This window comes from Subtercola sp. RTI3 (assembly GCF_035018625.1).
In the GTDB taxonomy this organism is placed as follows: Bacteria; Actinomycetota; Actinomycetes; order Actinomycetales; family Microbacteriaceae; genus Subtercola; species Subtercola vilae.
The window spans coordinates 16,440-30,895 of sequence record NZ_JASJXO010000047.1 but is presented as its reverse complement, the minus strand read 5'-3'; the positions used below and the strand labels follow the sequence as shown (position 1 = coordinate 30,895).

Genomic DNA, 14,456 nt, shown 5'->3' with positions numbered 1-14,456 from the left:
AGATGTGTATAAGAGACAGATGTCGCGTTGGTCAGTTTTCTGTGGGCCAACAATGAGGTGGGCACGCTGCAGCCCGTGGCCGAGCTGGCGGCGGTGGCTGCGCGGTTCGGGGTGCCCGTTCACGTCGATGCGGTGTCGGCGTATGGATATGTTCCGATCGACTTTCGGGCGCTCGGGGTGGCGGCGCTCAGCGTGTCGGCGCACAAGATCGGCGGCCCGGTGGGGGTGGGGGCGCTGCTGCTGTCACGGAGCGCAGAAGTGGTGCCGCTGATTCACGGCGGGGGGCAGCAGCGCGGGCGCTCCGGTACGCAGGATGCGGCGGGAGCCGCGGCGTTCGCGGCCGCCGCCCGTGCCGCCGTGCACGGCCTGAGCGAGTTCGGCGACGAGCTGGCGGTGCTTCGCGATCGGCTGGTGGCGGGCATCCTGAGCCGTGTGCCGGAGGCGGTGCTGCGCGGCGACCCTTCGCGCGATGGGCGGCTGCCGGGCAATGCGCACTTCACATTTGCTGGCTGCGAGGGCGATTCGCTGCTTTTTCTGCTCGATGTTGCGGGGTTTTCGGTGTCAACTGGGTCGGCGTGCCAGGCGGGGGTTCCTGAGGTGTCGCACGTGCTGACCGCGATGGGCGTGCCCGAACTCGAGGCGCGCGGGGCGCTGCGCATGACGCTCGGGCACGGCACGACGGTGGCCGATGTGGATGCGCTCGTCGGGGCGATGCCGGCGGCGGTCGCGCGGGCGTCGAAGGCCGGGTTCGCCGACCGGGTGGTGGCGTAGAGCGATCGGCCGCTCGGGGCGCGTCGTGCCGGGTCGCTTCGTGCGCGGCGTGCGGGTCTGCAGCTACAGGGGTAGCCGAGTGGTGTCTCGCCTGTCGGAGACGTCTGAAAGGTCAGCGGCGGCGGCGGCCGACTCGGAGGCGGCGTTCAGCTTGGCGGTGAGCATTTCGCGGGCGGACTCGCGGTCGACGAGCGGCCCGTACGTGGCCAGGAGCGGCGATGCGGTGACGGGCGACTCGATCTGGGCATCCGGAGTCGGCGACATGGAGCCCTGCGGCGCTCTCCGTCGGGTCCAGGCGACGGGGCTCGGGGCGCCTTTCTCGTTCATGACGGTAACGATGGCCTCGCCGGTCGCGAGGTTCTGCAGTACCTCGGCCAGGTCATACCCTGACTTCGGGTAGGTCGAGACGGTGGCGCGCAGGGCTTTCGCGTCGTCAGGCGTGAACGCGCGGAGCTGATGCTGGATGCGCGACCCGAGCTGTGCGAGAACCTCACCCGGCACGTCTTTCGGGGTCTGCGTGACGAAGAAGATGCCCACGCCCTTCGAGCGGATCAGCCGGACGGTCTGGGTGATCGAGTCGAGAAAGTCTTTCGAGGCGCCCCGAAACAGGAGGTGCGCCTCGTCGAAGAAGAACACGAGTTTCGGTTTGTCGAGGTCGCCCACCTCAGGTAGGTCGTTGTAGAGGTCGGCGAGCAGCCACATCAGGAAGGTCGAACAGAGCCGGTTTGTCGGCAACGCCCGGTACCTCGAGCAGGCTCACGATTCCGCGGCCGTCGGCGGTTGTGGGATGCCCCGGCCGATGCCGCCCAGACTGAAGAACTCGGTCGGGGTGGCTGTCGATTGCCAGTCCTGGCCGATTCCCTGCGTGCGGGCGAGAAGTTTTTCGTTCGATTCGCCTGCGGAGGCGATGCCGGAGAGATCGCCCTTGATGTCGGCGGCGAAGACGGGAACGCCGGCTGCGGCGAGTTGCTCGGCGAGCACCTGCAGGGTTTTGGTCTTGCCTGTTCCGGTGGCGCCTCCGACCAGTCCGTGGCGGTTCGTCATGGCCAGGGGGATGCGCACCTGAACAGCCGGCTGGGCGTCGCCGTTGACCAGGGCGCCCATCTCGAGGGCTGCTCCTTCAAAGGTGTAGCCGGCACGAATGGTGTCGACGGCTTCGGGGGTGAGTGGGCCGAGTTTGGCAGCGGGGGTGGGGCTGGCGGCGACGGCAGCGGCTGCGGCGTTGACCGCCGCAGTATCGACGGCGTCTTGGGCCCGCTTCAGAGCGGCTTCGGCCACCTGTTGGGCGCGGCGAGCGGCTTCGACCGCGGCGGCGGCTTCTTCTTGGGCGAGGCGAGGAGCGTCATCGGTCATGTCGCCAGCTTAGAACGCGGGCATTCGCGGCGATAGGCGATAGGCGATAGGCGTTGGTCCGGCCTGGTGTCTCAGAGGTTCAGAGCCGTGAGAATGGCTCGGTGGTCGCTGGCGCCGGCGCTGAGGGTGGTGTTGGAGGTGACCTGCATTCCGCGTTGCAGGAGGTGATCGAGCCGCGTGACCGGCATGTTCGACGGCCAGGTGTTGCCGAACAAGCCGCCACTCTGGTTGGCCTCGCTGAGCTGACCCTCGATGCCGCTCATCGCCCGATCGGTGAGGGCGGCGTTGAAGTCGCCGACCGCGATGACGCGCTGGTTCTCGTCGCGCGGCAGCGTCTCAGCTAGAGCGCTCAGCATGGAGTCGCGGTCGGAGACCTCGCCGGGGCGGGCCGACGCGGCATGGATGACGTAGATGCTCACGAGGCCCTGCGGTGTTTCGAGATCGGCGGCCAGCGCCCTGTTCCAACCGAGGCCGAGCGGCAGCGGCTGGGCGTGTACGACCGGGTACTTGCTCCACAGCCCGACGGTGCCCACCCCGAACGAATAGGGATATTTCTCGGCCAGCGTTGACGACACGGTGGTGAAGTCGGGTGCGGTCATCTCTTCGAGCGCGATGACATCGGCGCCGGTTGCAGCAAGCGTCAGCGCTGATTCGTCGCCGGTCGACGACGATGCCTCGATGTTCTGGCTCGCCACGGTGAGGGTCGTGCCGGCGGCTGTGTTCGCGGCCGGGGCCGACCAGCTGAGGGGCACTGTCGCAGACCCGAACAGCAGGGCCCAGGCGAAAACCGGCACGAGCACGGCCGCACGGCTCCACCGACGCCGGGCCACCAGCCCGAGAACGGCGAGCGGAACGATGAGAAGGCCGAGCCACGGGATGATCGTGTCGATGATGAGCCCCACCCCGCCGACATCCGGAATCGCCCGGTGAAACACGAGTATCAGCGTGAGAAAGACGGCGAGAGCTGCGACGACTGCGGCAAGCGCCGGATGCCCGGGGCGACGCCCGGAGGCTCGTTCGAGCGGCTCGACCGGGGTCGGGCGCGTGGGGCTCGAAAGCAACGACATGGTTTCATTGTCGACGACGCGGCTGAGGCTTTGGTGTCAGAACTGTGCACAGGGTTGCGTGTCGCGCAGTTGTGCACAGATGAGGCAACCCGGCGCGCGTGTCAGCGGGGGCTCATACACTTGGTACATGAAAGTTTTGGCAGCAATGAGTGGCGGGGTCGACTCCGCCGTGGCCGCAGCACGAGCGGTCGAGGCCGGGCACGACGTCGTCGGTGTGCACCTCGCGCTCAGCCGTATGCCCGGAACCCTGCGCACGGGCAGCCGCGGCTGTTGCACGATCGAAGACTCCTCCGACGCGCAGCGTGCCGCGAACATCATCGGCATTCCTTACTATGTGTGGGATTTCTCCGAGCGGTTCAAGCTCGATGTGGTCGACGACTTCATCGCCGAATACACAGCCGGCCGCACGCCGAACCCCTGCATGCGCTGCAACGAGCGCATCAAGTTCGCCGCCCTTCTCGAGAAGGCTCTCGACCTGGGTTTCGACGCCGTGGCCACGGGCCACTACGCCACGATTCTCACTGACGAGAACGGCAACCGCGAGCTGCACCGCGCCAGTGCCTGGGCGAAAGACCAGAGCTATGTGCTCGGTGTTCTGACGGCGCAGCAACTGGCGCACTCCATGTTTCCCCTCGGCGCGACGCCGTCGAAGGCGCTCGTTCGCGCGGAGGCCGCCGAGCGCGGTTTCAGCGTGGCGAACAAGCCAGACAGCCATGACATCTGCTTCATCCCTGACGGTGACACCCGCGGTTGGCTGGCCGACAAAGTCGGTACGGCGACCGGTGACATCGTCGAACGCGACGGCACGGTCGTGGGCAGCCACGAGGGCGCTCACAGCTTCACGGTGGGCCAGCGACGAGGCCTACACCTCGGCACACTCGCCGACGACGGTCGCCGGCGCTTCGTGCTCGAGGTGAAGCCCGCTACCAACACGGTTGTGGTGGGGCCGAAAGAGGCGCTCGCCATCGCCGAGATCGCCGGCTCACGCTACACGTGGGCTGGGCTTGCGCCCGAGCATCCTGACGTGGCGTTCGAATGTGAGGTTCAGATTCGTGCGCATGCCGACCCCGTGCCGGCGGTTGCCCAGGTGCTCGACGGCGTCGACGGGTCGCCCGAGCTGGTCATCCGGCCGCACTCGCCCCTCATCGGGGTCTCGCCCGGGCAGACCGCGGTCGTGTACATCGGCACCCGGGTGCTCGGCCAGACCACGATCGACCGCACGGTCAGTGCACTGCCCGTCGACGCGTCTGCCGGAGTGTCCGTCGACGCCTCTGTCACCGCGTGACCGGAGCTGACGTGGCTGACACCGCAGACGATCTCACTCTCGACCAAGCAGCGGCAGAGGGGGCCGGTCTCACGGCACGCATCCAGGAGCTGCGAGACGCCTATTACGACAAAGACGCATCGCTTGCGTCTGACGAAGAGTACGACGGCCTTCTGAAGCGGCTGGGCGAACTCGAACGGCTCTTTCCCGAGCTGCAGAGCCAAGACAGCCCCACCCAGACGGTCGGTGGCCGCGCCGAGACCACACTGTTCTCGCCGGTCGAGCACGCCGAACGCATGCTCAGCCTCGACAACGTCTTCTCTCTCGACGAGTTCGCCGAGTGGGCCACGAAGGTCGAGCGCGACTCAGGCCGTGCGGTGCACTACCTGTGCGAGCTCAAAATCGACGGGCTCGCCATGAACCTGCGCTACATCGACGGTGAATTGGTTTCTGCCGCGACGCGCGGTGATGGGGTCGTGGGCGAAGATGTGACTGAGAACGTGGCCTTCATTCCGGGCATCCCGACCCGGCTGGTGCCTTCAGGCAAGACGCCGGTTCCTGCGCTCATGGAGGTGCGCGGCGAGATCTTCTTTCCCGTCGCCGCTTTCGATGAACTGAACGCTGCACAGATGGCAGCCGGCGACCGCATTTTTGCGAACGCCCGTAACGCGGCAAGCGGGTCGCTCCGGCAGAAGTCAGAGGGCAAGAACCCCGACCAGCTCGCTCTGATGCGTGCGAGGCTCGGCCGACTCCGGATGCTCGTGCACGGTATCGGCGCGTGGGCCAACCCTCCCGTGGCGTCGCAATCGGCGGTGTACGACCTGCTGCAGTCGTGGGGTCTGCCCACGAGCACCCACTACCAGGTGAAGCCCGATGCGCAGGGTGCAGCAGACTTCATCCAGCATTTCGGTGAGCACCGCTACAGCGTTGAGCACGAGATCGACGGCGTGGTCGTCAAGGTCGACGAGCTCGCACTGCACGAAGAACTCGGCGCGACCAGCCGTGCTCCGCGGTGGGCTATCGCCTACAAGTACCCGCCCGAGCAGGTGCAGACCAAGCTGCTTGACATCGTTGTGAGCGTCGGTCGCACCGGCCGAGCCACTCCCTTCGCGGTGATGCAGAAGGTACGCGTCGCTGGTTCTGAAGTGCGGCAGGCCACTCTCCACAACCAAGATGTGGTGAAGGCCAAGGGCGTGCTCATCGGCGACACCGTGATTCTGCGAAAGGCCGGCGACGTCATCCCCGAGGTGCTCGGCCCGGTTGTCGAACTGCGAGATGGCACCGAGCGCGAGTTCGTCATGCCGGAGTTCTGCCCCGAGTGCGGCACCCGGCTGGCTCCGGCGAAAGAGAACGACATCGACCTGCGCTGTCCCAACGCACGCAGCTGCCCCGCGCAGGTTCGTGGTCGGGTGGAGCACGTCGGGTCGCGCGGTGCCCTCGACATCGAGGTACTTGGCGAAGTAGCCGCAGCCGCTCTCACTCAGCCGGTCGAGCCGGCAGAGCCGCCGCTCGTCACGGAGGCCGGCATGTTCGACCTGACCGTCGAACAGATCTTTCCGATCACCACTGTCGTGCGCGACTCGGAGACCGGCATGGAGAAGCTCGACGACAGCGGCAGCCCGAAGCGCGAGTCGCCGTTCCGTCGTCGCCGGCAGAAGAGAGACGGCCCGTTCGTCGCGCTGCCGCATTCGGCCGAGGTGACCACTTCGTTCGACGGAGACGAGTTCTTCGTTCCATCCAGCAACGCCATCAAGCTCATCGAGAACATCGGCAAGGCAAAGACGAGCCCACTGTGGCGCATTCTCGTCGCCCTCAGCATTCGCCACGTCGGCCCGGTCGCCGCCCGCGCCCTCGCCGACTACTTCGGTTCGCTCGACGCCATCCGCGCCGCAACCCGCGACGAGTTGGCGGCGGTCGACGGTGTGGGCGGCATCATCGCCGACGCACTCATCGACTGGTTTGCCGTCGATTGGCACGTCGAGATCATCGACCGTTGGGCGGCCGCCGGCGTGCAGTTCACCACCCCCGGTCATCCCGGCCCCGGTGCGGCAACAAGCGGCGGCGGAACCCTTGACGGGCTCACCATCGTCGCCACCGGCAGCCTCGAAGGGTTCACCCGCGAGGGTGCTCTTGAAGCCATCATCGCCGCCGGCGGCAAGGCGGCCTCTTCCGTCAGCAAGAAGACCGACTTCGTGGCTGCTGGCCCTGGCGCCGGCTCCAAGCTCCCCAAGGCCGAGGCCCTTGGCCTCCGCATCATCAACGCCGAGCAGTTTGCCCTTCTCCTCGCCGAGGGCCCCTCCGCCCTGGCCGAGCCCGAGCCGATCGCCGAGCCTGACCCCGACGTCTCCGAGGAGCCATCTGACTAGGCCCGAATCGCATGCGAGCATTACTCACAGCATTTAGTGAGCAATGATCGTATATTCTCGACTCAGCAGACGATCGAGCCGACCACCCGGGCGGTGACCGCTGCGCAAACGAGGAGTCAGCCATGTCATTGCGCGATCTGATCAAAGGCCTGGGTAGTGAGGTGGCAAGCAACCTGTCACTCGGTCTCTCGGCGGTGGGTACACCGCGGGTCATGCCCCCCGATCTTCGTGCAAGCGGCATCGACGGCACAGCCACGGTGCAGAGCATGTCGACGATGAATGTCGGTTACGGCAACACTCAGAACAATCCGATCATCTCGTTTCAGCTCGAGGTGGCGGTGCCGGGTCGGGAAGCGTACTCGATCGTCACCAACCAGACCGTGCCGTACCTGCTTGTGGGGGCGATCATTCCAGGGTCCACCGTGTTCGTGAAAGTCGATGCGAACAACCCAGGGAGGCTCGCCATAGATTTCGAGAACATCATCCCCAACGCCGGATCGTCTGGTGTTGGTCTGCCGGGCGGTGGCCTCTCGGGTGCCAATTTGCCTTCCAGCGGAACTCAAGGTGGCACTGGTGTCGGCGGGGCCATGAGTGGGGCAAGCATGCTCCGCACAGGTCAGCCCGGCACGGCGATTCTGCAGCAGACGTTCAGCGTCGGCAACATCACCGCGCCAAACGGCGATCCGGTGCTCGGTGTCATCATGCAGATCACCTACCCCGGGCTAGCGCCTCTGATCGGTAAGAATGGCCAACGAATTCCCCGGGCGCGTTACGAGCACGTCGTCGCGGGCGCGCAGTTTCCGATTAAGGGCAACCCCGGTAACCCCGATCTGTTCGCCATCGACTGGCCGGAGATGGATCGGGCTGACGGCACCGTGACGGCTGACCCGGCAGGCAACGTATGACCGTGGACTAGGAAGGCTCGCCGATCTGTGTGTCAACAAGGAGGCCGCGCGGCTCGGCCCCGCGCAGACGAGAAGCTCGCAGGCGGGCATCCGGCGCACCGAATACACTTGATGGGTTGTCGCAGCCACGAGCGCGCGACCCGACCAGCGCAGAGGCCCAGACCAGCGCAGAGTATTACGGAGCCGCATGTCTACTGAAACACCCCCGACCACAAGCGAGAGCGCCCGCCCGGCGACGAGCGCCAACAGCCGGCCGGTCGCCGCGAACAGCAACGGCAACGGCGGCAGCAACGGCCCCGGTGAGATCACCACCGAGCAGGTGGCGCACCTCGCGAACCTCGCCCGCATCAACCTCACGACGGCCGAGATCGCAACGATGACCGTCGAACTCGCCGCGATCGTCGAGAACGTTGCAAAGGTCACCGAGGTGGCGACGCCTGACGTTCCGGCGACGAGCCACCCGATTCCCCTCACGAACGTGTACCGCCCCGACGTCGTCGGCGAGACCCTCACGCAGGAGCAGGCGCTCTCGGGGGCGCCCGAGCACGACGGCAGCCGCTTCCGCGTCTCAGCAATTCTGGGAGAAGAGCAGTGAGTCACGACCTGACCCGCCTGAGCGCGTCGAACCTCGCCGAGAAGCTGACGAGCGGCGAGGTGTCGAGCGCCGAGGCCACGGATGCCCACCTGAACCGCATTGAGGCCGTCGAGCCCGACGTGCACGCCTTTCTACACGTCGCGGCCGACGCTGCACGTGCCACAGCGAAAGCCATCGACGCGCGCCGCGCCGACGGGGAGAAGCTCGGCCCCCTCGCTGGAGTACCGATCGCCATCAAAGACGTTCTGTGCACGATCGACATGCCGTCGACCGCCGGCTCGAAGATTCTTGAAGGCTGGGTGCCGCCGTACGACGCCACCGTTGTGAAGCGGCTGCGCGCGGCCGGCCTTGTGCCGCTCGGCAAGACCAACATGGACGAGTTTGCCATGGGCTCCTCCACCGAACACTCCGCGTACGGCCCCACCCACAACCCGTGGGATCTCGATCGCATCCCCGGTGGTTCGGGCGGTGGCAGCGCGGCCGCAGTCGCGGCGTTCGAGGCGCCGCTGGCGCTCGGCAGCGACACCGGCGGCTCCATCCGCCAGCCCGCAGCCCTCACGGGCTCGGTCGGTATGAAGCCCACCTACGGTGGGGTGAGTCGCTACGGCGCCATCGCGCTGGCGTCGAGCCTCGACCAGGTCGGGCCGGTGAGCCGCACGGTTCTCGACTCGGCGCTGCTGCACGACGTCATCGGCGGGCACGACCCGCGCGACTCGACGAGCCTTCGCGACGAGTGGCCGAGCTTCGCCGCTGCGGCTCGCGAGGGTGCCGCCACGCGCAGCTTGAAGGGCCTCACGATCGGCATCGTAAAAGAGCTGCAGGGCGACGGTTTCCAGGCCGGCGTCACGCAGCGCTTCCAGGAGGCCGTCGAGTTGCTGACCGCCGCCGGCGCCGAGGTCGTGGAGGTCAGTACTCCGAGTTTCGAGTACGCGATCTCGGCCTACTACCTCATTCTGCCCGCCGAAGCGTCGAGCAACCTGGCGAAGTTCGACTCGGTGCGCTTCGGGCTTCGGGTGAACCCGGTGGGCGGCGGAACCGTCGAAGACGTCATGTCGGCCACCCGCGAGGCCGGGTTCGGCCCCGAGGTGAAGCGCCGCATCATCCTCGGCACCTACGCGCTCAGCGCCGGCTACTATGACGCGTATTACGGCTCGGCCCAGAAGGTGCGCACGCTCATCCAGCGCGACTTCGCCCGCGTGTTCGCCGACGTCGACGTGCTGGTGAGCCCCAGTGCCCCGACCACGGCGTTCAAGCTCGGCGAGAAGCTCGACGACCCGCTCGCGATGTACCTGAACGACCTCACCACGATTCCGGCCAACCTGGCGGGCGTGCCCGGCATCAGCCTGCCCGTAGGGCTTGCTCCTGAAGACGGGCTGCCGGTGGGCATCCAGTTCATGGCCCCGGCCCGTGAGGATGCCCGGCTCTACAAACTCGGTGCAACCCTCGAGGCGCTGCTCGAAGACAAATGGGGTCACACCCTGCTCAGCCAGGCGCCCGATCTGGCACCACAAGAAATGTTCGCGTCTGAAGAAGGTGCCGTCTGATGGCCAAAGCTGAACTGATGCCGTACGACAAGGCCATCGAGATGTTCGAGCCTGTGCTCGGCTTCGAGGTGCATGTCGAGCTCAACACCAAGACGAAGATGTTCTCTGACGCCCCGAACTTCTTCGGCGGCGAGCCGAACACGAACGTGACGCCGGTCGACCTCGGCCTGCCGGGTTCGCTGCCCGTCGTGAACGAGCAGGCCGTGAAGTACTCGATCAGCCTGGGGCTGGCTCTCGGATGCTCGATCGCACCCTCATCGCGGTTCGCTCGCAAGAACTACTTCTACCCCGACCTGGCGAAGAACTACCAGATCAGCCAGTTCGACGAGCCCATCGCGTTCAGCGGATCGGTCGAGGTCGAGTTGCCCGACGGGCGCCTCTTCACGGTGCCGATCGAGCGCGCGCACATGGAGGAAGACGCGGGCAAGCTGACGCACGTGGGTGGGGCCACCGGCCGCATCCAGGGTGCAGAGTATTCGCTGGTCGACTACAACCGTGCCGGTGTTCCGCTGGTCGAAATTGTCACTGACATCATCTACGGAGCCGAAAGCGACGCGCCTGAGCTTGCGAAGGCCTACGTGTCGACCATTCGCGACATCGTGGTGTCGCTCGGCATCTCAGATGCCAAGATGGAGCGCGGAAACCTGCGCTGCGACGCGAATATCTCGCTGCGCCCGCGTACTGCGCCGGGGGAGCCGCCGGCAAAGCTCGGCACCCGCACCGAGACCAAGAACGTGAACTCGCTGCGCTCGGTCGAGCGGGCCATTCGCTACGAGATCCAGCGCCAGGCGGCCATTCTGGCCAAGGGCGGAACCATCACGCAGGAGACCCGCCACTGGCACGAAGACACCGGTGAGACCTCTGCCGGGCGCCCGAAGAGCGACGCCGACGACTACCGGTACTTTCCGGAGCCCGACCTGCTGCCCGTCGAACCGAGCGCCGAGCTGATCGAAGAGCTTCGCGCCGCCCTGCCCGAAGCCCCGGCGCTTCGACGTCGTCGGCTCAAGGCCGACTGGGGTTTCACGGATCTCGAGTTTCAAGACGTCGTGAACTCTGGCCTGCTGAACGAGATCGTTGCCACGACGGCCGCGGGGGCATCCGCCCAGTCCGCGCGCAAGTGGTGGACCGGCGAGATCGCTCGCGTCGCCAACGTGCGCGGTGTCGACGCGTCGAGCCTGGTCTCGCCGCTCCATGTGTCTGAGCTTGTGGCGCTCGTCGACGCGGGAACGCTCACCGATCGGCTGGCCCGCCAGGTTCTCGACGGCGTGATCGAGGGAGAGGGCACGCCCGACGAGGTCGTGGCGAGCCGTGGCCTCGCAGTGGTCTCCGACGACGGGGCGCTGATCGTGGCGATCGACGAGGCGCTGGCATCGCAACCGGATGTTCTGGCCAAGATTCGCGACGGCAAAGTTCAGGCGGCCGGCGCCGTGATCGGTGCGGTCATGAAGGCCATGAAGGGCCAGGCCGACGCCGCCCGGGTACGCGAACTGGTGCTCGAGCGCGCGAACGCCTGAACAAGGGCGTATCGGTAGAGGGTAGTCGCAGGGCCTGGGCCGGTTCGCGGCCCGACTGTTTCGACGGTCGGGCCGCGACGCCTATTTGCCGGCGAGCCCCGCCACCAGATTGATGGTGGCCGCGAGAATGACGGCTCCGAACACGTATGACAGCAAGGCGTGCCGGAGGGCGGTCGAACGAAAGTCGCTCGATTGGAATGTCGTGTCAGAGACCTGGTATGTCATTCCGATGGTGAATGCGACATACGCGAAATCGCTGTACCGCGGCGACTCCTTCTGGTTGAAGTCGACGCCGCCGTCAGACCCTCGGTAGAAGAGCGAGGCGTAGCGCAGTGTGTACAGCGTGTGCACGAGCGTCCACGACAGGGCGAGGCTGACCAGCCCGAGTGCCCCGGCGCCGAATCTCTCTGCGCCACTCTGATCGCTCGAACCCAGCAGCACAATCACCACCGCGCCGATGCTCGCAACGCTGGCGAGCAGGATGAGAACTTCGGCGACGGGCCGCGAGGGATCTTCGCGCGTGGCGTGGCTCGCCGTCTGTTCCGGTGACAAATGATGCACGCGAGCCCACACCCACACCAGATAGGTCAGTGAAGCTGCGATCCAGCCGACGACAACCGCGCCCGACCAGTAGCCGAGCGCGCCGGCGCCCAAGCCGAAGAGAAGGCCGATGACAAGCATCACCAGCACACGAGAGACGGAGCGGTGCGTGACCGGCAGTTGAGAGGGAGTGTTCACCTCAGGATCATGCCACGAACGACTGCCGTGACTCCTCGTCGGCGCGCGGAACAATCGTGATGAACCGCGGTGCAGAGCGCAGGGTGACGCGTACACGCATCCGGCCCTGCCGCAGCAGGATCATGGCGATGACGCCAGCGGCCAGCACCGGCATCAGTCCCGAGATGGCCATGCCCACGTGGGCGCCGTAGGTTTCGACGATCCAGCCCATCAGCACGCCTCCGATGGCCTGCCCGCCGAGCAGCACCATCACATACACCGACATCACGCGGCCACGCACGCCCATGTTCGACGAGAGCTGCACGAGCGAGTTCGCGCCCGTGATGAACAGAAGGTTTGCGAAGCCCACGCCGACGAGCACCACCGAGAAGAACACCTGGTTCGGCATGAACGCCACCACTGCCTGCAAGCCGCCCAGCACGGCGGCGGCTCCAATGACCGTGCGAAGATGAATTCCCAGGCGCCGGGTCGAGGCGATTGCTCCGGCGAAGGCTCCGACGGCCATCAGTGTGTTGAACAACCCATACCCGCCCGCGCCCGCGTTGAACACGTCTCGGGCGTACGCGGCCAGAAGCACGGGCATCGAGAAGGTGAAGAGCGACATGACGGCGATCATGGCGACGGTCCAGAAGATGGCGGGCTTGGATGCCACGTACCGCAGCCCCTCACGCAATTGCCCCTTGGCGCGCACTGCCGGCGTGGTGCGGTGCAACTCGGAGGGGCGCAGCAGCAGCAACGCGGCTACGACGAACAGACAGCTGACGGCGTTGAGGGCAAACGACCATCCGGCGCCCACCGCCACTAGTAGCAGACCGCTGAGGGCGGGGCCGATGAGCCCGCCCAACTGGAACACCGATGAATTCACGCTGATGGCGTTGTGCAGGAGCTTCGGGCCCACCAGCTCGGTGACGAACACCTGGCGCGCGGGGTTGTCGAACACGGTCACCGAACCGAGCAGGAAGGCGATGACATAGACGTGCCACACCTGCACGCCGCCGCTCAGGGTGAGCGCCGCGAGTGCGGCGGCCAGCACGAAGCTCGCCAGCTGTGTGAAAAGCAGAATGGTGCGCCGCGAGTGGCGGTCGACGAAGACGCCGCCGAACAGGCCGAACAGCAGCATGGGGGCGAACTGCATGGCCACGGTGATTCCCACGGCGGCGACGCTGCCCGAGAGTTCGAGAACGAGCCAATCCTGAGCGATGCGTTGCATCCAGGTGCCGGTCATCGAGACCATGTTCGACAGGGTGAAGATGCGGTAGTTGCGCACTCGCAGTGACACCAGGGTGTCGCGCCACGGTGGGCGGTGGTGAATGACGGTGATCGGCGCTGTTGCCGGCGAAGCTGAGGGAGACACGAGAAGAACCTGAAATCTGTTGCGCAGTAATTGTCTTGTTCTTCGAAGTTATCGGCCTGGCGCCCATTGTTGAGGTAAATTGAGGCTATTACTCGTATTACGTTTTCGAATGCAAGGACAATGGATGTTCGATCCTGTGCTGCTCAGAACCTTCCTCGCGGTGGTCGAAACCCACAGTTTCACGGGCGCCGCCCAGCGGCTCGGCATCAGCCAACCCACCGTCAGCCAGCACATTCGCAAACTCGAACAGGCCGCGGGCCGTGTGTTGGTGGCGCGCGACACCCGTGATGTACGAATGACCGACAACGGTGACGCGATGGCGGGGTTCGCGCGCACGATTCTTGCGGCGCACTCGGCGGCGTCGGCGTATTTCTCCGGATCGGCGATGCGGGGGCGGCTGAGGTTCGGGGCGGCCGACGACCTCGCGATCACACAGTTGCCGCGCATCCTGCGCCATTTCAGGCAGCTCTACCCGCAGATCAACCTCGAACTGACGGTCAACCAGAGCACGCCGCTGTACCGGCGGCTGAAGAGCGGTCAGCTCGACCTGATCTTCATCAAACAGATGTCTGATTCAGATGAGGGCTCGCTTGTGCGGCGCGACGATCTGGTGTGGGTGGGGCAGGAGAAGACGCTGGTCGAACCGGGTGCGCCGGTGCCGCTGATCGCCTACCAGGCGCCGAGCATCAGTCGGCAGAGTGCCATCGACGCGCTGGAGGCGGCCGGGCGCACGTGGCGCATCACGTGCAACACCCGCGAGGTGAACGGAATGCTCGCGGCGGTGCGAGCGGGGCTTGGAATCGCGGTGTTCCCGCAGTCGCTGATTCCTGACGATCTCGTCATTGTGGGGCCGCGGTTCGGGCTGCCAGAGCTCGGGCACGTCGACTTCAGGCTGCTCGCGAACCCGGCGGCGTCGGCCGAGCCGATCGCGGCGCTGACGACGGCGATCATGGGTCGCGCGCTGAACTGGGCAGCGTGAACGGTG

General features: G+C 66.3%; 12 protein-coding genes and 1 pseudogene. 8 read left to right on the top strand and 5 right to left on the bottom strand.

The annotated features are described in order from the left end of the window. Window positions 1-21 precede the first annotated feature (21 nt). Window positions 22-771, top strand: a pseudogene (locus QN358_RS14875) (cysteine desulfurase family protein); the annotation flags it as partial. A 63-nt stretch (window positions 772-834) separates the two neighbouring features. Here the strand turns inward: QN358_RS14875 and QN358_RS18895 are convergent. The 3 genes from QN358_RS18895 to QN358_RS14865 form a co-directional block, all read right to left on the bottom strand. Then, window positions 835-1,506 carry a helicase HerA-like domain-containing protein gene (locus QN358_RS18895; RefSeq protein ID WP_416352004.1) on the bottom strand — a complete coding sequence of 224 codons (672 nt, stop codon included), beginning with the start codon at window positions 1,504-1,506 and terminating at the stop codon, window positions 835-837. 21 nt (window positions 1,507-1,527) lie between these two features. Then, the gene (locus QN358_RS18890) at window positions 1,528-2,124 is read right to left on the bottom strand and encodes a helicase HerA-like domain-containing protein (protein ID WP_416352003.1); all 597 of its coding nucleotides are present in this window, start codon (window positions 2,122-2,124) and stop codon (window positions 1,528-1,530) included. Between the two features lie 71 nt (window positions 2,125-2,195). Beyond that, window positions 2,196-3,191, bottom strand: a complete 996-nt coding sequence (locus tag QN358_RS14865; RefSeq protein WP_323512827.1) for an endonuclease/exonuclease/phosphatase family protein — start codon at window positions 3,189-3,191, stop codon at window positions 2,196-2,198. A gap of 127 nt (window positions 3,192-3,318) precedes the next feature. Here QN358_RS14865 and mnmA point away from each other — a divergent pair, with 127 nt between their 5' ends. The 6 genes from mnmA (at window position 3,319) to gatB (ending at window position 11,379) form a co-directional block, all read left to right on the top strand. Next, window positions 3,319-4,476 carry a tRNA 2-thiouridine(34) synthase MnmA gene (gene mnmA / locus QN358_RS14860; protein ID WP_136641527.1) on the top strand — a complete coding sequence of 386 codons (1,158 nt, stop codon included), beginning with the start codon at window positions 3,319-3,321 and terminating at the stop codon, window positions 4,474-4,476. 11 nt (window positions 4,477-4,487) lie between these two features. Further along, on the top strand, window positions 4,488-6,821 hold the full coding sequence (gene ligA / locus QN358_RS14855) for an NAD-dependent DNA ligase LigA (protein ID WP_136641528.1): 2,334 nt from the start codon (window positions 4,488-4,490) through the stop codon (window positions 6,819-6,821). Between the two features lie 122 nt (window positions 6,822-6,943). Then, on the top strand, window positions 6,944-7,726 hold the full coding sequence (locus QN358_RS14850; protein ID WP_136641529.1) for a hypothetical protein: 783 nt from the start codon (window positions 6,944-6,946) through the stop codon (window positions 7,724-7,726). Between the two features lie 304 nt (window positions 7,727-8,030). Further along, a complete protein-coding gene (gene gatC / locus QN358_RS14845) occupies window positions 8,031-8,321 on the top strand; it encodes an Asp-tRNA(Asn)/Glu-tRNA(Gln) amidotransferase subunit GatC (protein ID WP_323512828.1) in 291 nt (96 codons plus the stop codon). Next, complete coding sequence (gatA, locus tag QN358_RS14840; RefSeq protein ID WP_136641531.1) at window positions 8,318-9,865, top strand: Asp-tRNA(Asn)/Glu-tRNA(Gln) amidotransferase subunit GatA; 1,548 nt, start codon at window positions 8,318-8,320, stop codon at window positions 9,863-9,865. The genes gatC and gatA overlap by 4 nt, the downstream gene beginning before the upstream one ends. Next, window positions 9,865-11,379 (top strand): Asp-tRNA(Asn)/Glu-tRNA(Gln) amidotransferase subunit GatB, encoded by a 1,515-nt coding sequence (gatB, locus tag QN358_RS14835; protein ID WP_136641532.1) that lies wholly within the window; start codon window positions 9,865-9,867, stop codon window positions 11,377-11,379. The genes gatA and gatB overlap by 1 nt, the downstream gene beginning before the upstream one ends. A gap of 81 nt (window positions 11,380-11,460) precedes the next feature. On the opposite strand, the gene QN358_RS14830 is transcribed toward gatB, so the two are convergent. Together QN358_RS14830 and QN358_RS14825 are read right to left on the bottom strand one after the other, a co-directional pair. Beyond that, the gene (locus QN358_RS14830) at window positions 11,461-12,117 is read right to left on the bottom strand and encodes a DUF1345 domain-containing protein (protein ID WP_237280296.1); all 657 of its coding nucleotides are present in this window, start codon (window positions 12,115-12,117) and stop codon (window positions 11,461-11,463) included. 7 nt (window positions 12,118-12,124) lie between these two features. Further along, entirely contained in the window at window positions 12,125-13,471 is a 1,347-nt protein-coding gene (locus QN358_RS14825; protein ID WP_237280297.1) for an MFS transporter, read from the bottom strand. A 124-nt stretch (window positions 13,472-13,595) separates the two neighbouring features. Here QN358_RS14825 and QN358_RS14820 point away from each other — a divergent pair, with 124 nt between their 5' ends. After that, window positions 13,596-14,450 (top strand): LysR substrate-binding domain-containing protein, encoded by an 855-nt coding sequence (locus QN358_RS14820; RefSeq protein ID WP_136641533.1) that lies wholly within the window; start codon window positions 13,596-13,598, stop codon window positions 14,448-14,450. The last annotated feature ends 6 nt before the right edge of the window (window positions 14,451-14,456 follow it).